The sequence below is a fragment of the Burkholderia pyrrocinia genome, from assembly GCF_022809715.1.
GTDB classification, from domain to species: domain Bacteria; phylum Pseudomonadota; class Gammaproteobacteria; order Burkholderiales; family Burkholderiaceae; genus Burkholderia; species Burkholderia pyrrocinia_C.
Window position 1 is genome coordinate 1000573 of record NZ_CP094460.1, and the last position, 23940, is coordinate 1024512.

Sequence of the window (23940 nt, forward strand, 5' to 3'; positions counted from 1 at the left end):
CACTCATGTTTCAAGCTCCCCCGATCTTCATTGCATCGATCAGCCACGATCCGGAGGTCGCCCATCCCCTCGTCAACGCGTCGCTGCCGATCGCCTGTAGTCCGCCGAACATCCGGCGGAGATTCGACGCTATCGTGATACCGCTCACCGGGAACCGGATCTCGCCGTCTTCCACCCAGAACCCCTTGGCGCCGCGGGAGAAATCCCCCGTCAAGCGGTTCACGCCGCCGCCAACCATCTCCGTGACCAGAAGTCCGCGATGCAGCTTCCTCAGCATCGCGGCGAAGTCGTCGCCGGGCCGGGTCCGTGTACTGCGCATCTCGAGGTTGTGGGGCCCATAGCCGTTGCCGGTGGGCGTCAGGTTCAAGCGGCGCGCCGCATAAAGCCCGAGAAACAGCCCGCGCAGGCGGCCGTCCTCCACCACCTTGCGGCGCCCGCCCGGAATGCCGTCTCTGTCGAAGCAGCGGCTGGCCATCCCGCGCTTGACGAACGGATCCTCGTCAAGCTGGACATGCGGCGGAAACAAGGACGAATCGATGTCATCCTTCAAGAACGATCCGCTCCGGTAGAGCGCATCCCCCGATGCCGAGGACACCAGTTCGGCCAGCAGCCCCAGCGACGCCGACGGCTCGAACAGAACCGGGCATTGCTGCGTGGGGACTTGCGTCGCGCCGAGCGCGTCGATGGCTCGCCTGGCGGCCAGCGCCCCGACCTCCTCCGGTTTCGCGAGATCGTCGAATGCGCGACTTGCATGGCCCCAGAAACCGATCTGCTTTTCGCCGGCGCCGAACGCGACGGGCGCACATGCGATCGAATGGACGGACCACGGCGCTGTCGCATGGAACCCCGCCGACGTGGCCAGCAACGACGTGCCCGACATCGTTCTCACCGTTACGCCCTTCGACGCCTTGATCGACGGGTCATGTGCGAGCGCCGCATCCTCGGCGCGTTGCGCATGGGCACCGATGTCGTCGAGCGACCAATTCAGCGGGTGATGGAGATCGAGATCGGGAAAGTCCCTGGCCAACTGGCTCGAATCGGCGAATCCGGCCGCGGGATCGGGCTCGGTTGCGGCGGTGCTCTCGATCGCCGCGCGAACGATCTTTCTCAGCCCGTCGTCCGACAGGTCCGACGATTTCGCGAAAGCACGTTTTCCGTCGCGAAACACCGTCACCGTCATCTCCAGGGTGCCGCAAAAACTGCGTTCCGTCTGCACCCGGTTCGTCACGGTCACGGCGCTCGATTCGGCGGCCTCGATCTCCACGCGCGTCCCCTCCGCGCCCGCCTGCCGCGCGAACGCGATCACTCGCTCCGCCGAACTCGCCAGCTCAGCAGCGACGGTTTGCAACTGCGTACTGCTCGATTGCATCAGCCTGCTCCTCCGCCATGCGGCATCGTGTCGTTGAATGCCTCAGGCGGTCTGCCCGGTGAGCTGAATCAGCATGTCGCCGATCGCGCTGCCCCGCTCGGCCGCGGCGAGATGGCCGTCCTCGTAATAAGACAGGAAACGCCCCACGAGTTGAGGATCGACCTCCGCCACACGCTCCATCAGCGCGCTGCCCCTCGGCGGCTCGACGCCGGCGTCGATTGCCTGCTTGAAGACCCCTTCCGCCAATTGATTCAAGCGCGCATCGTCCTGCGCGCCCCAGTTGCATTTGACCTGCAGCCATTTCCGCATGGAGCCGCAAAGTGAAAAGACGAACTCCTTCAACATGTCCGGATTCCGGGCCAACGAGGACGAAGCGACCTCCAGCACCTCGGCGGCCACGGCAGCACTCCCGTCGCCGAGTTCGGCCGCCGCGTCCCTGGATGCCTGCCTGACGTCCGCCCAGTTCGCGTCCGCCACCGGGGAGCCGTCCAATTCCGCCGCGTGCAGCGAAACCAGCTCGTCACGAATCGCCAGCAACCTCGATTCCCCCTCCAGCGTGTCCGAGACGATCCGGCTCGACAGGATCGACATCAGCAGCCGGCCGGGCAGCGTCGAGAGGTTCGCGCCGACCGGTACGCTTTCCAGCCAGTCCGCCACGAACAGCGCCGCCTTGAAATGGGTGCCTCGATAGCTCGACAGGACCGTCACCGCGTCGACCACATCGGTCGGCATGCCCAACACGGACGCGCACTCGTCCGGATCACGCGAGTCGGCAACGAATTCCAGTGCGCCGCTGATCTTTTCCGGCCACATGGGGGTGCCCAGCGCGGCTTGCTTGTGCTCCAGATAATCGAGCAACCGTGCGATGCGAGCCGCTTTCACCTGCGGATCGCCGCCGAACGCGCGAAGCGTCACTTCGGGCTTGGCCAGCTGCGTGACGGTTCCCAGGTGCGCATCGAGATAACTCGCCAACTGCGTGGCCGACCGCGGTCCCACGATGCGGCCCGCCTCATGGCCGCCGTTCATGAGCACCAGGGCGGGAATACCGCGCACACCGAAACGCTCGCGCAAGGACGGATGCTCGTCGACGTTGACCTTGACGATGTCGACCTTGCCGTCGAAGTTCCGCGCCACCTTCTCGAGCGTCGGCGCCAGCGCCTTGCACGGCCCGCACCATTCGGCCCAGAAGTCGACCAGCACCGGACGGCTGTTCATCATCACGTCGGCCTCGAAGCTCGCGGCGGTCACACTTTTCAAATCGCTCATTTCACGTTCCTGTCCATAAGTTCGGTTTCGTCGGACCTTGCCCCCGGTGAGGTGCAAGCGTCTTGACGGGATCACGGTGTCATGCCGGGCAAGCAGACGAAGCCGTGCCGGTCAGGCCGGCCGCGACCGCGGATGCCCATTCCGGTGAAAAGTCGAGGGTCTGCTGATGAAAGGCCAGCAACTCCTTTCGATGCGCGACGCTGAGGATCGTGGCCTGAGGTAGCCGGTCGATCAGCAGTTGGTAGAGCGTTCGCTCGCTCTCGGTGTCGAGCGCCGACGTGCATTCATCGAGAAATATCGTGGTCGGGCTGGCCAGCAACACGCGTGCGAACGCCACCCGCTGCTGCTCTCCGCCGGAAAGCCGGTCGCTCCAGCGATCGGCGTCCAGCATCGATGCAACGTGCGCATCGAGGCCGCATGCGCGCAGGACGTCCGCGCATTGGCCGTCGGTGTACGTCGATTCCTCGTGCGGATACGCGATCGCCGCCTTCAACGTGCCGACGGGAATGTAGCTGCGCTGCGGAACGAACATCGTTCCTTCGGCACCGCAGGTGACGATGCCCTCGCCGTAGGGCCAGAGGCCCGCGAGCGCTCTGAGCAGCGTGCTTTTCCCGCTTCCGGAGCGCCCGCGGATCAGACAGCGCGAACCGGGTGCGAGCGAGAAGTCGGGCACGCGAGCAATCTCCGCGCCGGCTGCGTCGCGCAGAACCAACCCGTGGGCGCCTACGGCTCCGCGCTCGCCGGCGGTCAACACGACGTTTCCCCGCGAATCCAGCGCGTTCACGTAGAGAAATTCCCGAAGCCGGTTCGCTTCGGCGCGCCACGCGGTGAATCCCAGATAAGCCTGGGGAAAGAATGCCAGGGAACTGGACACGGAACTGAATGCTGCGTTCGATTGCATCAGCCCGCCCAGCGTCAGCCCCCCCGTTATCAGTTGCGGCAATACCAGCAACGTGGGCACCACGGGCACCACCGAGCTGAATTGCCCGACGATGTTGGTAAACAGCGAGACCCGCGTGTTGACCCAAAGCAGCGCATAAAGATTCGAAACGACCTGGCGAAAAGCCCCGTTCAATCGCTTGCCTTCCGCGCCGCTTCCATCGAAGAAGGCGATCTGCTCGGCGAATTCGCGCACCCGCACCATCAGCACGCGGAAGTCGCCCTCCACGCGGTTCTGCTTGGCATTGAGGGTGATCAAGCGTCGGCCGAGCAGGTGCGTGGCCCAGAAAAACAGGCCTTGATAGAGAAAGACGGCATAGACCAGGTATCCGTGGATGCTGTACGTGTGTCCACCGATATCGAGATCCAGGGAATGGCCGATCGACCACAGGATCACGCTGAAGCTCACGATGCTCACCGGCACCTGAAGCACGCCCATCGACAGCTGCAAGGTGTCCTTGACGAACTGCTTCGCATCCTCCGCGATACGCTGATCGATGTTCTCGAGCGCGCGGTCGCGCTCGATGCGGTAGTAGGTATGGCGGGCCAGCCACTGATCGGCCAGCCAGGTCGTCAGCCATCGCCGCCAGCGAATCTCGACGATCGATTGCATCACCACCGTGGACACCGTCAGCGCGGCGGCGGCCATGGACACCAGCAGGAACTGCAACAGCAGGTTCGGCAGCGCCTGAAACCTCCCGGATCCCACGGCGTCGTAGAACGTGCCGGTCCATCGGTTGAGCCACACGGCGATATAGGTGTGGCTCCAGCCCGCCCCAAGCACGTAGGCGAGCATCAATGCCGACAGCATGCCCTCCCTGGTGGTCCAGTACGGCGTGATCAACTTCCAGACGGAAGGAAAGTGACGCCTGGCATCCCGATCCTCGGCCCGGTCCGTCGGGAATGCCCGATTCCCGATCATTGCTGGCCCTTGGTCGGTTGCATGACGAAATTGATCTTGTTCAGCCCGCCGCCCTGCAGCGCCGCGAGTATCGTGGCGACCTTCCCGTATTCGACGTGCTCGTCGGCATTGATGTTGACGGCCGGAGGATCGCCCTGCTTCGAAGCCGCCTCGACACGCAGCTTCAGCGCCGCATCGTCGACCACGTCCTTGTTCCACAGCACGGTCTTGTCAGCCGTGATCGACAGGTCGATGTCCTGCGTTTTCGACTGGGCGGGCTGTGCCGCGGCCTTGGGCAGATCGACCTTCACCGCCTTGTTGATGACAGGCAGCGTCACGATGAAAATGATCAGCAGAACCAACATGACGTCGATCAGCGGCGTCATGTTGATGTCGTTCATCACGCCTTCGTCGTTGTTGCCATCCATGAGAATCGACACGATTGGCTCCCGATCAGGCGGCGGCGTTGACGCGCTTGCTCGTCGCCGGCGCCGCGGGCACCGGGCGAACGTCGCAGCGGGCCTTGGCGCCTGTCACGAAGTACACGTGCAACTCGTGCACGAACCGGTTCAGGCGATGGCTCACCCGCTTGTTGCCTCGATTGACGTAGTTGAATCCGAGCACGGCGGGGATCGCCACGAACAGGCCGATCGCCGTCATGATCAGCGACTCGCCGACCGGGCCCGCGACATGATCGAGGCTGGCCTGTCCCGACACGCCGATGGCCATCAGCGCGTGATAGATGCCCCACACGGTCCCGAACAGGCCGACGAACGGCGCGGTACTGCCGATCGACCCGAGGATGGCCAGGCCGTTCTGCAGGCGGGCAACCTCGTCGTCGAAGGCGTTGCGCAGGCCGCGCGCCACCCATTCGCTGCTGCTGAGGCTTCCTTGCAGCGACGCGTCGCCACCGGCCTGCTGGTCGTTCGCCTCGCGGCCGGCAAGCGCCACGGCGCGATACGGATTGTCGGTGCCGTCGCCCAGGGCCTCGATGCCGTCATCGAGCGACGGCGTGGACCAGAAGCGCGTCTGCGCACGTTTTCCCATGGTCTCGAGGCGTCGATTCGCCAAGCCCTTGGTCACGATGACGAACCACGACACGATCGACATGCCGAGAAGAAAGACGAAGATGAACCGGGTGATGAAGTCGCCCTGCTGCCAGACGTTGGCGATGCCGTACTGTTCCATTTTTTGCTCCGTAGATTCCAGGTCAATCATTCAGGTTGAAGGCGATCGGCTGCTCGGCCTCTACGGCACGGGCAATACCGGCGGTCGTGTAGGGCTGGCAATGGCCGGCTTCGATCGCCGCCAGCGCGGCCGCATCCAGCAGCGGGTAGCCGCTGCTTTGCGCAACCCGCGCCGTCTTCACCGCACCGTCCACGCCGATGTTCAGCCTCACCACCACCGTGCCTTGCTGGTCCAGCCGCCGGGCCTTCGGCGGATAGTCCGGCCGCGGGATACGGCAACCGAGCTGCTTGAGCTCCGCGCTGCTAATCTGCTTCGGGCTATCGAGCAGTTGGGGACCCGGCGCGGGTGCAGGCGGTGTCGCAGCGGAGGGCGCGACCGCGCTGGGCACCGGTACCGGCGGCGCCGGCGGCGCCGGCTCGACCGGTTTGACGGGCTCGGTCTTGGCTGGCGCGATGGTCCGGGCAGCAGGAGCCTCCGAGGAAAGCAAGGGTGCCGTCTTCCGCACCACCGGCTTTTCGACGGGCTTGGGTTCCGGCTTCCGCTGAGGCTCCTGCTTGGGCTTCGGTTCCGGCCGCGCGACGGGCTCGGGTGTCGGCGCGGCAACGAGCCTGACCTGAACCGACGCACCGGAGGCCCGGTCGGCCTCCAGCCTGATCAGGTCCACGCTGCGATGAACGATCAGATACAGCCCCAGTGCGTGCGCCAGCACGACCGCGCCCCCGATCGCCGCGCGCCGCCATCGCGCCCGCGAATGAGTGATGCGCTCAGGATTCGACATGCCGCCGCTCCACGGCCGAGTCTCGAGGGTGTCAGAAATCATAGGTGCCGGTGAGCATGATGGTCCGCTCCGGTCCCATCGGGATCAGGCTAGCGGTCGTGCTGCTGTAGTAGAGCTTGCGATTGAATACGTTCTTGACCGAAAGATTCAGGCCGTAACCCTTCTTCCGATAGAACACGCCGAGGTCCGTCTCCACCTGGCTGGGGATGCGGTACGCCGAGCCCGAACCGATGTACTGCCCGCTCGCGAAGAACAGCCCCGCGCCGACACCGAAACCCTGGAGCTTCTCTGAGCGGAAGTTGTAGGTCGCCCACAGGCTGGCGCTGTTCTTGGGCAGGTTCACCGCCAGCTTGCTGTTCGGCGGCTGCACGAAGTCGTTGTACGTGTAGCTGCCCACCACGTTGACACCGGGCAGCGGCTGCCCGGTAATCTCCGCTTCGAATCCGCGGCTGACGGCGCCGCCGGCAGGAAGATAGAAGCCGCGATGGGCCGGGTCGGCAACGTTGTAATTGCTGAACGAGGTGCGGTAAGCCGAGGTTGTGATGGCCAGCTTGTCGTCCAGCAGGTTGAACTTCATGCCCACTTCGACCTGCTGGCTGGTTTGCGGGGGGAGCACACCGCCGCCGAATTTAAGCGCCGTGCCCGGCTGAAAGCCACGGTTGTAGCTGGCGTAGGCGGCAACCTCGGACGTCAGTTCGTAGAGCAGGCCGAGGCTCGGGCTATACGCATTCTGATGGTTTCCCGGTGGTGGGTTACCGGCGTAGGTCGCATGTGTCAGATAGGTATCCCGGCGCACGGACGCGAGTGCATGGAAATTCTTGTAGGAGAACTGATCTTGTAGATACAAGCCGGTTTGGGTGAAGTAGGTAGTCCCATTCGGCATCAGGTTTCCCGTGTCGGAAGACGGAAGCGTAAATGAGCCGAAGACATTCGGAATGGAAATGAATTTCGATGTCGTGGTGTCAGACTGATGCTGGCTGTAGCGAAGAACGTCCCAGCCAGCAATCACCGTATTTTTCGCAGCGCCGACATTGAACTTGGCGCGCAGGTAGTTCTGGAAGCTCCAACTGTAGAAATCCGAAAGCGAATCGAAATTGTGGAACAACACGCCGTTGGTCGCCGAGAGCGGCGTGGCCGTAGTCCAGGCTTGCTGCGTTTGTTGGGTCCGCGTATAGGAACCCTTGCTCACGAAGGTCAGCGCCGAGCCGAGCTTTTGTTCGAGATGAATGAAAATATTGTCCGTTTGCGCGCCGAAATGGTCGGACGGCGTGCCAAGCGGCTTGTCGATATAGTTTCGATAGATATCGCCGGCAGCATGGCCGAGCGTGAACTGGGGAACCGGCTCGCGGTAGACCGTGCGCTCATAGCCGACCGTCACATCCGTGGTCGAGTCCTTCCATTGCACAGTCGGCGCAAAGTAGAAATTTCTCTTGCCGTCATATCCCATCGAATTCTGGCCGACCCGTTCACCCGAGATGATGAAGCGATACCGGAGTTTCTTGTCGGCGGTGATCGCGCCCGTGCTGTCCAGCGCGATCTGGGTGTCGCCGTACGATCCGTAGCCCACCTGGATTTCATGAAACGGATCGGCCTGCGGCGTCTTCTTGACGAGATTGATGACGCCTCCCGGCGGACTGTTGCCATTCACGATGGCCGAGGGTCCCTTGACCACTTCCACGCTCGAGATGGCGATCGTCGGCGTAACGTTAGGGGCCGTCCCGACAGTCGCCAATCCATCCGACGTGACGTTTTGCGCTACAAACCCGCGAATCGTGTAACTCGGCACGCCCAGCGGCCCCGGCCGCGTGACGACACCGGAAGCATTCCTCAGCACATCGGAGAGCGACTGAGCACCCTGGCTCTGGATCACCGCGGCATTGATGACGCTGACCGATTTCGGCGTCTCGCTCAGCGGCACATCCGAGCGCGCATAGGTGGAGGACGATTCCGCGACGAAGCCGGTACCGCCTGAATCCCGGCTGGCCGCCACGCTGATGAGGGGCAAGGTGGTGTCTACCTGCGCCGTGGTCGCCGCGGCTGCGGCAGCGGCCGGCGCCGACGAAACCCCCTTGGCATCCGCCTTGACGTGAGCCAGCGTGTAACCGCCGTTCGCCGTCGGAACCAGGTCGAGGCCCGTGCCCTGCAAGGCCTTGCGAATCGCGGCCTCGGCCGAATACGTGCCGTCCACCGGCGTCGATTTGAGCGACTGCACCAATGACGCGTCATAGCTCAACGGAAGCTGCGCGACCCGGGCGATCTCCACCAACGTGCGATCCAGCGGACCGCTCGGCAGATGATAGGTGTGTTGTTCCGCCTGCTGCGCATACGCCGCGGACACCATGAAAGTCTGGGCAACCGCCATTGCGATCGCCATTGCCGCAACGTTGCGGGCCATACCCTTGCCGTCGAACTTGATCCCCACGATGCACCCATCCCTAGTCGGTTGTATTTCGGCAAAACGCCTGTCTTGTCCCACACGATCGAGAAGTCGAGAAGCAGCGGTCAACCGCAACGGCATGCCTTCCCCCTTCACTCCCGGCTTCGCTCGAGGCCGCCGGCCCCGGCAGGCTTGCCGGCTCCTCATCCACATGAAAAAGTCTAGCGATCCTGCCCGGAATACTTTTTTGAAAGAATTCGTCCTTCGCGCCATTTCCGGTTTTTTATTCCCACCGACCGCGCCGTCTTTGAAAATTCAATCCAGCAGGCGGAATCCGCAGACAAGAAAATCAGCAAACGTAATCGAGGGGCAACCTCGTCGTATGCTTGATGGTCTCCATCGAGAAACTCGAACTCACATCGAAAATTTCCAGCTCGCTGATCAAGCGCTTGTACACGCCGTCATACCCGGCGATGTGCGGAACGACCACCTTCAGCAGGTAGTCGATGTGACCGCTCATGCGGTACACCTCGATCACCTCGGGGATGTCGGCGACCACGTCGCAGAAGCGTTTGAGCCAGGCGGCCGTATGCTGCGCAGTCCTGATTTCGACGAGCACGGTCACGCCGACATTGAGCTTGTCGGCGTCGAGCAGAGCGACTCGGCGGGCGATGACGCCGTCCTGCTCGAGCTTCTGTATGCGGCGCCAGCAAGGCGTCGTCGACAAATGCACGCGATCGGCGATTTCCGCCACTGAAAGCGTGCTGTCCTCTTGCAGGACTGTCAGGATGGCCTTGTCGATATGGTCGATCACAGTTCCCCCCTTCGGGACAAGGTAAGCGTCGCAGGCATTCGGACGCCTTCATTCACCTTGTGCAACGAAGCGGGAAAAGTGACACCGGGAAAGAAAAAAATTTTTGCGCCCCGGCTGAACGGGGCGCGGCGTCAAGCCTCTGAGGCGACGGCCAGAACCTTGCCATACACGGCAAGGGAAAGTCCCAGGCCGTTGGCGAGCTGGCGCAGCGCCGCCTCGGCGTCGTCGAGTGGGAACACGCCGCTGACCCGGCGAGCGAGCGCGGCCCGCGGAAACCGGATATAGCCGCCGTAGTAGCGGCCCAGCGTCTCGAGGATGTCGGGCAGCGGGCGATCCAGGACGACGAGCGTGCCGCGGCTCCAGGCGAAGATGTCGGCGGCCGTCTCGGGCATGCGGGCGATGCGCCCCGGCGATAGCGACCAGACCGAACCATCGCCGATGCGGACACTGCCGCCGCGCGGCGTCGCAAGGGTAGCATCCCCCCCCTGCACCGCGACCACGGTGTGATATCGCAATGTATCGACGCTCAGGCGAGCGTGGCTCGTGATTGCCGTCCCGTCCCGCGTCCTCACGGCGAACTGCGAGCGGTTCGTCGTGGCGGGACTCGTCAGGATCTGGCCGGACGCAAGATAGACGTCGCCGCGTGCGCCGTCCCGTGTCCAATAAACACGCGCCGATGCCCCGAGGACGATCGGTGTCCCGTCTTTCAGCGCCACGGCCTGCGGCGTCCGATCGCCATTGTGATAGTCGGCGTCGAGCGAATACGCCCGGACCAGTTCTCGCGTCCCGATCGCGGCCAGCGCCAGCGCCCCCACCCCGGCGCCAGCCTTCAACATGCGGCGCCTCGCACGAGACGGCTCGTTCAGCGCGCTTCGCACCGCCGTGCCGGGCGCGTTCCGCAGGGAGGCAAACCGCGCCAGCCCTTCCTGGAGCCGTATCCACGCCGCTTCGTGCGCGGGATCGGCGCGGCGCCATGCCTCGAAGCCATCGCGATCCTGCTGCGTGGCGTCCTCGGCACGCAACCGGACCTCCCACTGAACGGCTTCCTCCGCGCACGCATCGACCGGGCCGGCGCCACGCGGGGCCTTCAACTGATCAGAAAGCATCGGGTAAGCGCCTGGGCGATATATTTGCGAACCATGCTTGTCGAGACGCCGAGTCGAGCGGCAATCTCGGAATACGTGAGGCCGTCGATCTGGCTGTAGATAAAGGCACTTTTCGCTTTCGGAGACAATCCATCGAGCGCCTGATCGATCAGGAACAATGCCTGGGAAATCTCGACGATCGATTCGGCGGACGGCGCGAGGGGCTCCTCGACGGTGAGGAGCGCCTCATGATAAGCGCGCTCGAGATCCCGGCGGCGCCACATCTCGAAGGTGAGACGCTGGGCGATGACGGTCAGCCACGCTCGAGGCTCGCGAATACCCGGCGGGTCATCGACGCCGGCAAGCGCCTCGAACGACGACGACGCAAGATCCTCGGCATCGGCCGGCGATCCGACACGACGCAGCAGCTTCGCCTTCAGCCATCCGTAGCTGGCCCGAAACTCGTTGGCAAGCCAAACCGAGCGGGAATGAGGCGACTCGTCGTCGCTCCTTTCCAGCTTGTCGAGAGGCTGTGCTGCCGGGCCAGTGCTCATGTGCCAATTTCCAAAGCGATGGCGCGATGGGCGTGCGCTGCAGGATGCCAATCATCTGCCCAAATGCAACGTCATGCCCCGCTAGATTGGTGTCGTAGTATGCCATTTCAAAATCGCCGCATACCGGCGCGATACCAATCCAAAACCCGACGTCCGGGGCGGTCATTCGCGACGCCGGGACGACCAGGACGCCCCGATCACGTCGCGGAGCCGCAGGCCGCCCCGAATCATGCTCGCTCAACTGGCTGCCAGATATCGCTGCGGCGATTCGCCCCTGATCCGTCGGAACATGACGACGATTGTGGTTGTATGACCTGCCCCATCAATAGCGCCAATGGACTTCTAGCAAAGTCCCTTTAAACCAGCTCCTGGAATGCGGCAGGAGCATCCGCTGTTGCCTGATGTTTCGCCGCGAACTCCGATGGCGAGAGGTAATTCAGTGCGCTGTGCGGCCTTTGCTCGTTGTAGTCTTGACGCCATGCCGCGATGACAGCGCGAGCGTGGGCAAGCGTCGTAGACCAGTGCTCGTTAAGGCATTCATCGCGGAACTTGCCGTTGAACGATTCGATGTACGCATTCCGCGTCGGCTTGCCGGCCTGAATCAACTTCATGGTGACGCCACTTGCGTAGGCCCACTGGCCGAGCGCGCGGCTCGTGAATTCGGGCCCCTGGTCTGTTCGCACCGCTTTGGGATCGCCTCGGAAGCGGGCGCCCGTTTGTGATTGGCGTGCGTTCCTTCGCGTTCCACCAGGGCATGCAGCCGACGGTGGCCGAAGCGGCGACGCTCGTGCGCCAGCTCCACCAGACGCGCCGTCAACGCTTCATTCTCATGGTCCGGCTTCGCACTCGTAGTGCAACATGCTGCGAGAAAGCCCGACAAGCCGGCAGGCGCGGCGCTCCGATAGCACTGGACGTCTCATCGAGGACGCATTGCCATCGATCGACGTGGATCGAAGTTGCCCCAGATCGCCGGCATAGCGCCTACACACTAGAAATGAAACGAATAATCGGAGAAAACTTAAACGATAATCCATTGAAAATACTGACGCTTACTCCACGCACAATCCTCACACATCCGCATCCGGAATCCGCGCCGACTGAATCACGACCAGCGTGTCCCCCTTCTCGATCCGGCATGGCGGATCTTCATAAAACGACTGGATCTTCCCGCAGCGATCGAGCCCGACCACGATCGCGCCCGGCACGACATTGGTCATGCAGCCGATCTCGTGCGGCAGCGCCTCGCGCTCGATCAGCGTCGCGCGCCCGCGCGTCGACAGCATGTCGTTCACGAACGGCACGATATAGCGGCTATGCACCGCATCCGCAAGCAGCAGCGCGCCGATCTTCGTCGACGACACGATCACGTCCGCGCCGGCCTGCCGCAGTTGCCGCTGGTACAGGTTCTCCTGGATCCGCACGACGATCTTCGTCTCTGGCGCGATGCTGCGCACCGACAGCGTCAGCAGGATCGCGGTCGGATCGTCGGTCACCGAGATGATCACGGCCTTCGCCGCGCGCACCTGTGCCTGCTGGAGCAGATCCTCATGCGCGGGATCGCCGAGCAGCCCCGTCACGCCGAGCGACGTCGCGGCCTCGAGCGCCTGCTGCTGCGAATCGATCACGATGATCGTCGCGGCATCGACGCCGCTCTCGAGCAGCTCGCGCACGGCGATCGACCCCGACAGGCCGTAACCGCACACGACGATGTGATCGGACAATTGCTTTTGCAGACGTTTCATGCGGAATTCCTCGATGACGCGCTGGATCACGAACTGATACGCCGTGCCCAGGAAAATGAACCAGATGACGATGCGGATCGGCACGATGAAGAACGCATCGATCAGGCGGGCGCGCGCGGTGACGGGCACGATGTCGCCGTAGCCGACCGTCGCGACGGTGACCATCGTGAAGTACACGAGATCGGCGACGGTCATCGGCGTGCTCTTGGTCGAATCGCGCAGGCCGTCGCGATCGACATACAGCACGAGGAACGCGAGCACGCACAACAGCGCGACCGCACCGACACGAAACAGCAGCGTGCGCCGCGGCGACGTCGCGGGACGCGTGAACAGCATGCGCGCACGCGGCGCCTGCCACGGGTTGCGGGCGCGACGCAGGCGTGAGCGCAACGAACGGCGCTGGGCGGAAGGCGAGGCCAACGGGGAATCTCCTGAAGGATGCGGGCTCGATTCTACGACGGGAAGGCAGCGATCCGACCCGACATCATTGCATCGATTCGTCCGCTACAGCATGCTGCGCGGCCGCACCATCGTCCCGTCGACGAAACGCTGCGCGCGAAACGCCGACAGGTCGAGCGACGGCGCGCCCGTGTCGATCCATTCGGCCAGCAGCCGGCCGACGATCGGCCCCATCGCGAAACCGTGACCGCAGAACCCCGTCGCGATCGCGAGCCCCGACGGCGCGCCCGGCGCATCGATCACCGGAATGCCGTCGGGCAGCACGTCGATCAGGCCGGCCCATGCCTCGACGATCTGCGCGTCCTTCAGCGCGGGGAAGATCGCCTTGAGCTTCGCAAGCGCGCGCGGCGCATGCGCGCGATTCGGCTGCGGCTGCGGATCGCGCGGCTCGATCGGCCCGGCCGCGCCGTTGATGCGCGCAAGCGCATCGCGCCACGCGGCCGAATTCACGTGCAGCCGGAATTTGTCGCGCTGCGACCAGAACTCCGGCCAGAACAGGCTCAACCCGCGCAGGTGACCGAGCGTCAGGTCGACGTCGACCTGCATGTCGTCGGCGAGATTGATCGCGCCGTTCTTGCGCTGCCGGATGCCGAGGCCGTGCCCCCACACCGTCGACGCCGATACCGGCGGCACCACGTTGGTGCGCATGCAGGTACCGCGCACGGCCTGCTGCGGCAGCCGGATGCCGACGCCGTCGAGCAGCCGGAAGCTGGTCGCGCCGGCCGCGCAGATCACGCGCCGCGTGCGGATCGTGCCGCGCTCGGTCGCGACGCCGACGACCGCGCCGCCGGCCGTCTCGATCGCCGTCACGCCGCAGCCTTCGAAGAAGCGCGCGCCGGCCTCGGTGGCACGCGCGGCGAACGCCGCGGCCACGCGGCGCGGCTCGGCCTGCCCGTCGGTCGCGGTGTACAGCCCGCCGAGCGTGCGCGCCTGCGGCGAAAGGCCGCTGACGCGCTCGTCGATCTGCGCGCGGGTCAGCGTGCGCGTATCGAGCCCGTGCTCGCGTGCGACGGAAAGCCACGCGTTGAACGACGCCCAGTCAGTTTCGTTGTCCGCAATATAGAGACAGCCGCCCTGCCGCCATTCGAGATCGAAACCGAGGGTTTCCTCTAACCCCTCCCAGATCCGCATGCCGGCCATCATCAGCGGCACCTCGGCGGCTTCGCGCCCCTGCTGCCGCACGAAGCCCCACGCGCGCGTCGACTGCTGTCCGGCGATGCGCGACTTGTCGAGCACGACGGCCTTCAGGCCGCGCAGTCCCAGGTAATACGCGGCCGCGCAGCCCATGATGCCGGCGCCGGCGATCACGACGTCGGCTTCGGCCGGAAGCGCCGTTTCGGCGCGGGTCAAGGCATCGTGCAGCGGATAGGTTGTCGTCATTGTTTCCTGTCGGGCGTTAATACGTTCGAGATATGAGCTGCTACGGTAACGTCGTGACACACCTTTCACACAAACGCACCTTTCATGACACTGAATGACGACCATTTTGCGGTAAAGTTATCTTTTCCGCGCGTGGCCGGTCGGCTCGCCACTGGACGTCATGAAGACTGTCCGTCGAGACTGCCGCAAGGCGTCGTTCTGAACGTCACGATCCGTTCCCGTAGCATGACCACTGAAGCAATCACCACGGATTCCCTCGCGGTTGCCGAGCGCGTGCGCGAGCTGATGACCCGCAACGGCATCGGCAAGCGCCAGCAGACCACCGAGCTGTGCCGCATCCTCGACCTGAGTTTCTCGCAAGGCCACCGCAAACTGCGCGGCAGCAGCCCCTGGACGCTCGCGCAAATCAAGAAAGTCGCCGAAGCGTACGGCGAACCCGCCGCCCAGCTGTTCGGCGCGCAAACGCTCGACCCCGGCATGGTCGGCGCCTGTTCGCAGGAGGCCGTACTTTACGCGGGCGTCGCCGAGATTCCGTGCACCGCATGGATCGGCGCGCCGCTCGAAGCCGGCGCGCGCCCCGAGTTCGTCGCGTACGAACAGAACGGCCGCTGGCGCGTGCTGCGCCACACGGGCGTGCTGTACCAGAACGCGTACGACGTGCACAAGATCGAAATCTATCCGCGCCGCGCAGAGAGCGACAAGCTCGTCGTCGCCGTGATCGATCCCGATCGCGTCAGCGCGACCGAGCTGTGCCGCTATCTCGAACGGCAGGGTTTCGCGACGGCCGCGTTCGACGGCCTCGCGCCGTTCGTCGACGCGCTGCAGGGCCAGGCTTTCGATGCGGTGCTGACCGAATGGCTGTTCGACGACGGCACAGCCGCGACCGCGATCAAGGCGGTGCGTACGTCCGACAACCCGGGCGCGCCGATTTTCGTGCTGACGGGCGACCTGCTCACCGGCCGTGCGAGCGAAGCCGACATCAGCGAAGTGATCCGCACGTTCGACGTCGTCTGCTACGAAAAGCCCGCGCGCATGGCGATCCTCAGCGCCGATCTCGCGAAACGGCTCGCGCGCGGGTAACTTCCGCCCGCCTCCGCCCCTCTCCCGGACGGCCTGCGTCCGTGCGGCCGTGAACAGGTTCCTCAGTACAATAGCCGCACCTGTTCACGCCTACGCCGCCCGACTCCATGGCCCGCCTCATTCCCGACGACTGGAAAAGCCTCGCCGCGACCGGCGCGGCCGAACGCGAGCGCGAAACGCTCGCCGCGCTCGAACACGCGCTGCCCGACACCTACACCGTGTATCACGGCGTGCACTGGACGCGTGCCGACCAGGCCTTCTCGGTGTTCGGCGAGGCCGCGTTCGTCGTCGTGAGCCCGGCCGGCCGCGCGCTGCTGATCGAGCAGAAGGCCGGCTTCCTGCGTGAAACGCCGAAGGGGCTCGTGAAGGTCTACCTGCAGACCGAGCGCAACGTCGCGATCCAGCTCGCGCGCACGCAGGAAACACTGCACCGGCGCCTGACGGCCGCGCTCGGCGCGGGCGTCTACGGCGTCGAGGCGCTGCTGTACTGCCCCGACTATTCGATCCGCCAGGCATCGATCGCCGGCGTCGCGGCCGACCGCATCGTCGACGCGTCGCGCAAGGCGCAGCTCGCGCAGGTGATCCTGCAGATCCTGCCCGAGGACGACGAACGTCTCCCGAACGCGCCGAAGCTCCACCATTTCCTCGCGGACGAACTCGCGCTCACGCCCGACACGAGCGCGCTCGTCGGGCAGGCCGGCACGCTCGTCACGCGGCTGTCGGGCGGCCTCGCCGCGTGGGCGCGCCAGCTCGAATTCGCGCCGTTCCGGCTGCGCGTCACCGGCACGGCCGGCTCGGGCAAGACGCAGCTCGCGGTGCAGGCGATGCGCGATGCCGTCGCGGCCGGCAAGCGCGTGCTCTACGTATGCTTCAACCGGCCGCTCGCCGACTACATCGCGCGCATCGCGCCGCCCGGCGCGAAGATCGCGAACTACCACCAGCTGTGCGACTGGGTCGCGCGCGACGGCGGCTATACGCCCGACTTCCAGGTGCCCGGCGAATTCGAGCGGCTCGAGACACGCTTCGCACAGGCGCCGATCCCCGAACGCTGGCGCTTCGACGTGCTGGTCGTCGACGAAGGGCAGGATTTCCATGCGCCGTGGGCGGCCGCACTGGAGCGTTTGCTGGCGCCGGACGGTGCGTGGTGGTGGCTCGAAGATCCGCTGCAGAACCTGTACATGCGCGAGCCCGTCGCGCTGCCCGGCTGGGTCACGCTGAAGGCACTGACGAACTACCGCAGCCCGCGCGACCTGCTCGACTTCGTGCGCGACGTCGTCGGGCGCGTCGAGCCGCTTGCGGCCGAGCTGCGCTCGGGCAGCCCGTTCGACGGGTCCGATCCGTCGGTATCGGCCTACGGGGAAGAAGGCATGCCGGGCGACGTGTTGGCGGAAGCCTGCATCGACGCGACCAAGCGCGCGATCACGCACGCGCTGTCGCTCGGCTTCCGCAAGCAGGACATCGCGGTGCTGTCGTATCGCGGCCGCGAAGGCTCGGTGCTCGCGCCGCTCGACCAGCTCGGCCCGCACCGGCTGAAGAGCTTCACCGGCAAGTACGACCTGTTCGGCAACCCCGAATATCGCGAAGGCGACGTGCTGCTCGATTCGATCTACCGCTTCAAGGGCCAGTCGGCGCCGTGCGTGATCCTCACCGAAGTCGACTTCGACACGCTCGACGCGCGTGCCGCGCGCAAGCTGTTCGTCGGCGCGACGCGCGCGACGATGAAGCTGCTGATCGTCGCGTCGTCACGCGCGGTCGCGCAGCTCGCGGAGGGTTGACGGGGCAGCGGAGATCGTCCAACACGGGACAATCTCCAACATGATGCTCGTCGACACAATCGGATACATTTCTTTCTGCCCGGCGCCCTGAACTACTCGCGTTTTGCGCGATTCCTGCGATATCCCGTGGTTTATCCGCTTGCGGCCTGCCGTTACGATGCCAGGCCATTCGTTGCAAACGGAATGTGCCATGGCCGATGTGAAAAAGGTGCCCTACTACAAACCGCAAAAAGGGTTGTTCGGATCAGAGCTGAAAGAATACAAGGGAGCGCAGGGATGCATTCCTCTCGATACTCAAAACAGCGTATCAATCGACAGGCTCGCACCGGGGGCAAAGCCGCCGCCGCCGGCTCCTAAGCCGGTTGTCAAAGCGCCGAGTATTCCGAAGCAGAGAGCCGCACCTCAACCGCAGCCGAAAAACGACCAAGCAGTAGTTAAAGAACCGCCAAAGCAACCAGAAGCCGAAGTTTGCGAAAAACCACCGGTTTTCGACCTGCAGGATGTGCCAATTGCGATGGACAATTTGGGCTGGAAGGTTTCGGCCAAACTGGCGAGAATCTGGTTTGCGAGTCCTGCGCATACGTACAACGACGATCCAACGTCAGCTCAACCACTCTATAACGGTGACATCACCCTTGATTGGGCACTGAGATTCGGAAGCGTCAAGAAAAAATATGACAACCTTCTTTCGAATGACATCTATAGCGCTCGATCAACCAGAATAGCGACAGACATCGTCAAGGATTTTGTTCAAAAACTTTTCGCCGATAGAAATTCAGTCTTCAGCTTCGCAACCTCAGCATTTACCGATGATTTACATAAATTTCATACGGATTGGCAATTTCAACTATTACCAATAAGCAACTGGGACACCCTGGAAAACCTCGCACCAACGGATCTTACGGGAGCATTGGCCAATTTCAATATTTACGTTGCAATAGGAAACGTCGAGGTTTCGGTCGAAAAATATTTTAGATATGAGAATACGGGGAAATTTTATTGTCTTGACGCTACCGGAAAGATTACACACATCTACGCCTACGTAAAAGACAATTACTCATTCAACGGCAAACAATATTTGGGACACTGGAACAAGCATGGAGTCGTTATTGCACCAGGATCGTTGCTTACGGGATCGAGTTCACCAAAACGAGATTCCGACATCGACATCTGGGTAAAAAGCATCAACAAACCCGTAGATACCAGAAAAGGTTTGTTTGGAAAATTCAGGGAACCAGATGTTTATTTCCCGGTCTACAATGCAGATTACGATCGCTGGCGGGAAAAACACCATCGAGGCGGGGACTTCATGATATATTCAAAACCAGTCTATCTCAAGCTAAAGAAGCCAATTGACCTTAAACTTGGTGAAATATGCAGATTAGAGCCCTCAGATACATTGGCTTAGCCTTTTTTGTCTATATCGGCATTGGCTTGATCATCCACTTCAATCGACCCATCTATGGGCGATGCGATTTTTATGATCGACCAGAAACACTGGATGGCGGCACAAAACACATGAACGGAGCTTACTATCGATTCCAAATGTGCGGCACCGGCGGAAACGATCAAGATGGAGCAAACGACAAAATAGAGTTAAGAGTTTTCAACGATAGAGGGGAACTGCTTGCGAGGCGATATTTTTCCGTTAACTGGCACGCCGGAAAGAGCTTTCATCAACCTTTGAATTATGAGGGGAATTTGGTTCGGTATGTCGATTTCACTGATGAATCAAGTTACGATAAACAGCTGAGGATTCCGCCGACCAAATGGGATTGGCTTCATGCCAGGCTGCCTTTATTTTGAGCTCGCCCGTGAAATTTTAATTTTCAATAAATAGAGCGCTGCAGCCGGAGTTTGCATTCTCAATACACATTTTCCGTCTTGATCGCCACAACTTTGTGTGGCCAAACTCCACGAGATCGGATTCTGCAAGACAGCAAAAATTCAGAAAATCGGCTACCTATACTTTCTTAAATTCGAATCGGAATTTCATCCATGGGAAACGTGACTTACCAAAGCGTGATTGGGTTCGAGAACATGCCGACCTTCCATGATGCCGAACTCGTCATGATCGACCATCGTCCGACCGATCAGGAATTGCGGCTTCGGTTTCGTCGAATCGACGGTGGAGTCGGCACCTATCGCTTCACCGGTGTCATCTCCCAGCGAGTGATCGATTTTGCGGGACAGAACGTTGTGTCACGCCTTCTGATCTCCGCTGCATACCCGTTCTCGGCGGCAGAGATAGGCCAGTGGCTGAAGTGGATGAACAGCCGAGAGGATTTCGAAGCGGCGAGCGTCGACGAGTCCCTGCTCAATCGGTATCTGGCCGATTTCGACGCGGATCGCAAGGCGTTGTTCGTACTCGAGCCGTCGTGCGGCGCGGAAGTTGCCGTGCTGTGCGAGGCGATCTGGTTGAGCCTGGACCCCGACGTTTGAACATCCAACGGTGACGTGGAAGGCGCAACACTTGGGCGATCACACCGAGTCGCTTGCCAATATCGGACCAGGAAACAGCCATTCGGGTCATGGCCGCACATCCGCTACTCGACCTGCTCGACCGGCTCGACCGGCTTGATACCGCGAAGATCCACTACACCTTGAGCCGCAATCGATCCGATAGCGTGCTGGTCTCGATCACTGTTGTCGGAATGCGCGTCGAAGCGGACACGTTTCGCGACGGGCATATCGAAGTGTGTAAGTTCACGGGATCGGAGGAGCCGTCGGATGCCGACGATCTGCTCGACCAGATCATCCGCTAGAACACGGATTGATCCGTAAGGCGGGTCGCGCCAACCGACAAACCCGCCACCATTCGCCACGCGCCCGCTCAAGCCACCCGGAACGCCCCCACCGCGCGACGCAACCCGTCAGCCTGCTCCTCCAGCGACGACGCCGCAGCCGCGGCCTGCTCGACGAGCGCCGCATTCTGCTGCGACACCTGGTCCATCTGCGACACCGCACGGTTCACCTGCTCGATCCCGTCGCGCTGCTCGTTCGACGCGGCCGCGATCTCGGTCATGATCCCCGTCACGCGCCCGATCGCCTGCTGGATGTCCTGCATCGTCGCGCCGGCCACGCCGACGAGCCGCGAGCCGTTCGCGACGCGCTCGACCGATTCGCCGATCAGCGTGCGGATCTCCTTCGCCGCGGACGCCGAGCGTTGCGCGAGCGTGCGCACCTCGCCCGCGACCACCGCGAAGCCGCGGCCCTGCTCGCCCGCGCGTGCGGCTTCGACCGCCGCATTCAGCGCGAGGATGTTGGTCTGGAACGCGATCCCCTCGATCGTGCCGATGATGTCGGCGACCTTCTGCGAGCTCTGGTCGATCTCGTTCATCGTGCCGATCACCTCGCCGACCACCGTCGCGCCGCGCGTCGCGATCTCGCTCGCGCTGTCCGCGCACGCCTGCGCCTCGAGCGCATGGTCGGCGTTTTGCTTCACGGTCGCGGTCAGTTGCTCCATGCTCGCGGCCGTCTCCTGCAGCGCGGACGCCTGTTCCTCGGTGCGTTGCGACAGATCGGTGTTGCCGGCCGCGATCTGGTGCGTCGCCGTCGAGATCGCTTCCGAACCCTGGCTGACCTGGCGCACCGTGTCCGCGAGGCTGCGCTGCATGCCCGTCACGCCATTGACCAGTTCGGCCATCTCGTCGCGCGACGACCAGCGCACTTCCGACGTCAGGTCGCCGTCCGACAGGCGGCGGAAATGCGACAGCAGCCGGTTCACCGGCTGCGTGATCGCGTAATGCAGGCCGATCGCGCAGCCGAGGCACGCGGCCAGGCCGAACGCGATGCCCGCGATCGCGCCTGCGCGCATCCAGCCGTAATAGGTCTGCGCGGTGTCGTAGACGTCCTTGCCGCGCGCCGCCTGGTACGTATCGAGCGCATCGGTCGCCTGCGTGAGCGCGACCGACAGCGGCGGCGCAACCGACATCAGCAAGCGGTCGGCCTCGTCGCGCCGGCCGTCGCGGATCGCGTCGATCAGCGGCTTCAGCGCCTGCCCGATCAGCGCCTGGCGCGCGGCGTCGAGACGGCTCGCGAGCGGGCCTTCGTCGCCGTCGTGCGGCATCGCCGCGTAGCCGCGCCACGCGGTGTCGGCCTTCGCGAGATAGCCCTCGGCCTTCTTGACGAGATCGGGCACTTCCGCCGCTTCCGGATGCAGCAGCGCGCGGTCGAGCGTCGTACGCACGATCGTCAGGTTCAGGCTCGCCGTGGACAGCGCGGTCTTCGCAGCCAGTTGCTGCGTGTAGGCCTCGTCGAGCGCGCGATTCGAGCTCTGCATGCCGGCGAGGCCGATCAGCCCCGACACGACGAGCAGCGCGGCAACGAGACCGAGCGTGGAGAAGATCCGCGTGCGGATCGAGAAACGGGAAAACAGGGCGTTCAGGTTCATGGCGGCACGTGAGCGATGAAAAGTGCCGCGGCAATCGGTCCGCGGCACTCTGGATTACGGTTTGCCTGCAGAAAACTTGAGTCCGGCCCCGCTTTCTGTCTGATCCCGATCAATTTTTTTCGCGCCGGCAATCTCCTGTTACGGATGCAACATATCGAGGCTGGGCAGAAATTGACTAGTCAATCACCGGTCGTTATATTTCGAACCAATTCCCTGCCATGGCAGATATCTCGATGACAACCGACACCCTCCTTACTCCGCCGGCCGCCGAGACGGCCCGCCGCGACGCGCCGACCGGGCTGATCGTCGCCGCGCTGCTGCTTGTCATGCTGCTGTCCGCGCTCGACCAGACGATTGTGTCGACCGCGCTGCCGACGATCGTCGGCGAGCTCGGCGGCCTCGACCAGTTGTCATGGGTCGTCACCGCGTACCTGCTGTCGTCCACCGTCGTGCTGCCGCTGTACGGCAAGCTCGGCGACCTGTACGGCCGCAAGATCGTGCTGCAGGCCGCGATCGTGCTGTTCCTCGCGGGCTCGGCGCTGTGCGGCGTTGCGCAGGACATGACGCAGCTGATCGTGCTGCGCGCGCTGCAGGGGCTCGGCGGCGGCGGCCTGATGGTCGTCACGATGGCCGCGATCGGCGATCTGGTCCCGCCCGATCGCCGCGCGCGCTACCAGGGGATGTTCGGCGGCGTGTACGGCCTCGCGACGATCGTCGGCCCGCTGCTCGGCGGCTTCCTGGTCGAGCATCTGTCGTGGCGCTGGATCTTCACGATCAACCTGCCGCTCGGTTTTCTCGCGCTCGCGGTGATCGGCATCGCGTTCCGGCCGCACAGCGCGCACGTGAAGCACCGGATCGACTATATGGGCGCCGCGTTCCTCGCGACGGCCCTCACCTGCGTGATCCTGTTCACGAGCGAAGGCGGCTCGCTGCTGCCGTGGACGTCGCCGCAACTGTGGATGACGCTCGTGCTCGGCCTCGTCACGATCGGCGGCTTCATCTACGAAGAGCGGCTCGCGGCCGAGCCGATCATCCCGCTCGAACTGTTCCGCCATCGCACGTTCGTGCTGGTCAGCCTGATCGGCTTCGTGGTCGGCACCGCGCTATTCGGCTCGGTCACGTTCATTCCGCTCTACCTGCAGGTCGTGAAGGGCTCGACGCCGTCGCAGGCCGGGATGCAGTTGCTGCCGATGATGGGCGGCATGCTCGCGATGTCGGTGATCAGCGGCCGGCTGATCTCGCGGCTCGGCTCGTACCGGATCTTTCCGATCGCCGGCACGCTGACCGGCGGGATCGCGCTGGCGCTGCTGTCGACGCTGTCGCTCGATACGCCGCTGCAGACGATGTACGCGTACATGGCGCTGCTCGGGATCGGCCTCGGGATGGTGATGCCCGTGCTCACGCTCGCGGTGCAGAACACGGTCGATTTCCGGCACATGGGCGTCGCGACATCGGGCGCGACGCTGTTCCGCTCGATCGGCAGCTCGATCGGCGTCGCGGCGTTCGGCGCGCTGTTCTCGCACGGGCTGCAGGCGCGGATGCTGCAGGCGCTGCCGGCCGGCACGGAGCTGCCGCCCGCGCTCGGCCCCGGTGCCGTGCACCAGTTGCCGAACGCGGTGCGCGACGCGTACCTGCATGCGTTCGCGGGCTCGCTGCACGTCGTGTATCTCGCTGCGGCCATCGTGGTCGCGATTGCGTTCGTGCTCGCTTGGTTCGTCGACGATGCGCCGCTGCGCACGCACAACTGATCGGCATGCGAGCCGCGCCGCGACCGGCACCGGAAGCGCGCCACGCCGCGGCCTTTGGCCCGTTGCCCCGCAGCGCGCCCCATCCGCCGCGG

The 23940-nt window shown here is 63.7% G+C and carries 20 protein-coding genes and 1 pseudogene; 7 read left to right on the forward strand and 14 right to left on the reverse strand.

The features are described 5' to 3' along the window. Positions 1–10: 10 nt before the first annotated feature. The 13 genes and pseudogenes from MRS60_RS21250 to MRS60_RS21310 all read right to left on the reverse strand — a co-directional run bounded on the left by MRS60_RS21250 (position 11) and on the right by MRS60_RS21310 (position 14852). A complete protein-coding gene (locus tag MRS60_RS21250; protein ID WP_217587693.1) occupies positions 11–1369 on the reverse strand; it encodes a TldD/PmbA family protein in 1359 nt (452 codons plus the stop codon). 42 nt (positions 1370–1411) lie between these two features. Then, entirely contained in the window at positions 1412–2635 is a 1224-nt protein-coding gene (gene trxA / locus MRS60_RS21255; protein ID WP_175747565.1) for a thioredoxin, read from the reverse strand. A 79-nt stretch (positions 2636–2714) separates the two neighbouring features. Beyond that, positions 2715–4385, reverse strand: a complete 1671-nt coding sequence (locus MRS60_RS21260) for an ABC transporter ATP-binding protein/permease (RefSeq protein ID WP_243566614.1) — start codon at positions 4383–4385, stop codon at positions 2715–2717. A 107-nt stretch (positions 4386–4492) separates the two neighbouring features. Next, positions 4493–4915: an ExbD/TolR family protein gene (locus MRS60_RS21265; RefSeq protein WP_082146233.1), complete on the reverse strand. Its 423-nt coding sequence runs from the start codon at positions 4913–4915 to the stop codon at positions 4493–4495. Positions 4916–4928: 13 nt separating this feature from the next. Then, complete coding sequence (locus MRS60_RS21270) at positions 4929–5663, reverse strand: MotA/TolQ/ExbB proton channel family protein (RefSeq protein ID WP_131949485.1); 735 nt, start codon at positions 5661–5663, stop codon at positions 4929–4931. Between the two features lie 22 nt (positions 5664–5685). After that, on the reverse strand, positions 5686–6441 hold the full coding sequence (locus MRS60_RS21275) for an energy transducer TonB (protein WP_243566615.1): 756 nt from the start codon (positions 6439–6441) through the stop codon (positions 5686–5688). A 31-nt stretch (positions 6442–6472) separates the two neighbouring features. Beyond that, positions 6473–8836 (reverse strand): TonB-dependent siderophore receptor, encoded by a 2364-nt coding sequence (locus MRS60_RS21280; RefSeq protein ID WP_131949529.1) that lies wholly within the window; start codon positions 8834–8836, stop codon positions 6473–6475. Positions 8837–9167: 331 nt separating this feature from the next. Then, entirely contained in the window at positions 9168–9632 is a 465-nt protein-coding gene (locus tag MRS60_RS21285; RefSeq protein ID WP_105392488.1) for an Lrp/AsnC family transcriptional regulator, read from the reverse strand. Between the two features lie 131 nt (positions 9633–9763). Further along, complete coding sequence (locus MRS60_RS21290; protein ID WP_131949483.1) at positions 9764–10738, reverse strand: DUF4880 domain-containing protein; 975 nt, start codon at positions 10736–10738, stop codon at positions 9764–9766. Continuing rightward, positions 10720–11271, reverse strand: coding sequence for a sigma-70 family RNA polymerase sigma factor (locus MRS60_RS21295; protein WP_105392523.1), 552 nt, complete (start codon positions 11269–11271; stop codon positions 10720–10722). Before MRS60_RS21295 ends, MRS60_RS21290 begins: the two co-directional genes overlap by 19 nt. 356 nt (positions 11272–11627) lie before the next feature. Continuing rightward, positions 11628–12176: pseudogene (locus tag MRS60_RS21300) on the reverse strand (integrase core domain-containing protein); the annotation flags it as partial. A gap of 162 nt (positions 12177–12338) precedes the next feature. Further along, on the reverse strand, positions 12339–13433 hold the full coding sequence (locus MRS60_RS21305; protein WP_034180323.1) for a potassium channel family protein: 1095 nt from the start codon (positions 13431–13433) through the stop codon (positions 12339–12341). A gap of 84 nt (positions 13434–13517) precedes the next feature. Beyond that, entirely contained in the window at positions 13518–14852 is a 1335-nt protein-coding gene (locus tag MRS60_RS21310) for an NAD(P)/FAD-dependent oxidoreductase (RefSeq protein ID WP_243566616.1), read from the reverse strand. 225 nt (positions 14853–15077) lie between these two features. Between MRS60_RS21310 and MRS60_RS21315 the strand changes: the two genes are divergently transcribed. The 6 genes from MRS60_RS21315 to MRS60_RS21340 all read left to right on the forward strand — a co-directional run bounded on the left by MRS60_RS21315 (position 15078) and on the right by MRS60_RS21340 (position 20472). Further along, entirely contained in the window at positions 15078–15932 is an 855-nt protein-coding gene (locus tag MRS60_RS21315; protein WP_034180325.1) for a helix-turn-helix domain-containing protein, read from the forward strand. A gap of 107 nt (positions 15933–16039) precedes the next feature. After that, positions 16040–17707 (forward strand): ATP-binding domain-containing protein, encoded by a 1668-nt coding sequence (locus tag MRS60_RS21320; protein WP_243566617.1) that lies wholly within the window; start codon positions 16040–16042, stop codon positions 17705–17707. 190 nt (positions 17708–17897) lie between these two features. Next, positions 17898–19115: a DUF6402 family protein gene (locus MRS60_RS21325; protein ID WP_243566618.1), complete on the forward strand. Its 1218-nt coding sequence runs from the start codon at positions 17898–17900 to the stop codon at positions 19113–19115. Between the two features lie 26 nt (positions 19116–19141). After that, complete coding sequence (locus tag MRS60_RS21330; RefSeq protein ID WP_243566619.1) at positions 19142–19513, forward strand: hypothetical protein; 372 nt, start codon at positions 19142–19144, stop codon at positions 19511–19513. A gap of 192 nt (positions 19514–19705) precedes the next feature. Then, positions 19706–20149 (forward strand): hypothetical protein, encoded by a 444-nt coding sequence (locus tag MRS60_RS21335; protein WP_131949479.1) that lies wholly within the window; start codon positions 19706–19708, stop codon positions 20147–20149. 89 nt (positions 20150–20238) lie between these two features. After that, the gene (locus tag MRS60_RS21340; RefSeq protein ID WP_243566620.1) at positions 20239–20472 is read left to right on the forward strand and encodes a hypothetical protein; all 234 of its coding nucleotides are present in this window, start codon (positions 20239–20241) and stop codon (positions 20470–20472) included. Between the two features lie 68 nt (positions 20473–20540). On the opposite strand, the gene MRS60_RS21345 is transcribed toward MRS60_RS21340, so the two are convergent. Further along, positions 20541–22100 (reverse strand): methyl-accepting chemotaxis protein, encoded by a 1560-nt coding sequence (locus tag MRS60_RS21345; protein ID WP_243566621.1) that lies wholly within the window; start codon positions 22098–22100, stop codon positions 20541–20543. A gap of 233 nt (positions 22101–22333) precedes the next feature. Here MRS60_RS21345 and MRS60_RS21350 point away from each other — a divergent pair, with 233 nt between their 5' ends. Continuing rightward, positions 22334–23848: an MDR family MFS transporter gene (locus tag MRS60_RS21350; RefSeq protein ID WP_243566622.1), complete on the forward strand. Its 1515-nt coding sequence runs from the start codon at positions 22334–22336 to the stop codon at positions 23846–23848. Positions 23849–23940: the final 92 nt, after the last annotated feature.

Excerpts from the sequence above, each read along its gene's own strand:
- MRS60_RS21350 (WP_243566622.1), top strand. The coding sequence starts at position 22,334 with ATGACAACCGACACCCTCCTTACTCCGCCGGCCGCCGAGACGGCCCGC.
- MRS60_RS21250 (WP_217587693.1), bottom strand. The coding sequence starts at position 1,369 with ATGCAATCGAGCAGTACGCAGTTGCAAACCGTCGCTGCTGAGCTGGCG.
- MRS60_RS21295 (WP_105392523.1), bottom strand. The coding sequence starts at position 11,271 with ATGAGCACTGGCCCGGCAGCACAGCCTCTCGACAAGCTGGAAAGGAGC.
- MRS60_RS21340 (WP_243566620.1), top strand. The coding sequence starts at position 20,239 with ATGGCCGCACATCCGCTACTCGACCTGCTCGACCGGCTCGACCGGCTT.
- MRS60_RS21310 (WP_243566616.1), bottom strand. The coding sequence starts at position 14,852 with ATGACGACAACCTATCCGCTGCACGATGCCTTGACCCGCGCCGAAACG.
- MRS60_RS21315 (WP_034180325.1), top strand. The coding sequence starts at position 15,078 with ATGACCACTGAAGCAATCACCACGGATTCCCTCGCGGTTGCCGAGCGC.
- MRS60_RS21280 (WP_131949529.1), bottom strand. The coding sequence starts at position 8,836 with ATGGCCCGCAACGTTGCGGCAATGGCGATCGCAATGGCGGTTGCCCAG.
- MRS60_RS21345 (WP_243566621.1), bottom strand. The coding sequence starts at position 22,100 with ATGAACCTGAACGCCCTGTTTTCCCGTTTCTCGATCCGCACGCGGATC.
- MRS60_RS21335 (WP_131949479.1), top strand. The coding sequence starts at position 19,706 with ATGGGAAACGTGACTTACCAAAGCGTGATTGGGTTCGAGAACATGCCG.
- MRS60_RS21320 (WP_243566617.1), top strand. The coding sequence starts at position 16,040 with ATGGCCCGCCTCATTCCCGACGACTGGAAAAGCCTCGCCGCGACCGGC.
- MRS60_RS21325 (WP_243566618.1), top strand. The coding sequence starts at position 17,898 with ATGGCCGATGTGAAAAAGGTGCCCTACTACAAACCGCAAAAAGGGTTG.
- MRS60_RS21260 (WP_243566614.1), bottom strand. The coding sequence starts at position 4,385 with ATGCTGTCGGCATTGATGCTCGCCTACGTGCTTGGGGCGGGCTGGAGC.
- trxA (WP_175747565.1), bottom strand. The coding sequence starts at position 2,635 with ATGAGCGATTTGAAAAGTGTGACCGCCGCGAGCTTCGAGGCCGACGTG.
- MRS60_RS21270 (WP_131949485.1), bottom strand. The coding sequence starts at position 5,663 with ATGGAACAGTACGGCATCGCCAACGTCTGGCAGCAGGGCGACTTCATC.
- MRS60_RS21275 (WP_243566615.1), bottom strand. The coding sequence starts at position 6,441 with ATGTCGAATCCTGAGCGCATCACTCATTCGCGGGCGCGATGGCGGCGC.
- MRS60_RS21290 (WP_131949483.1), bottom strand. The coding sequence starts at position 10,738 with ATGCTTTCTGATCAGTTGAAGGCCCCGCGTGGCGCCGGCCCGGTCGAT.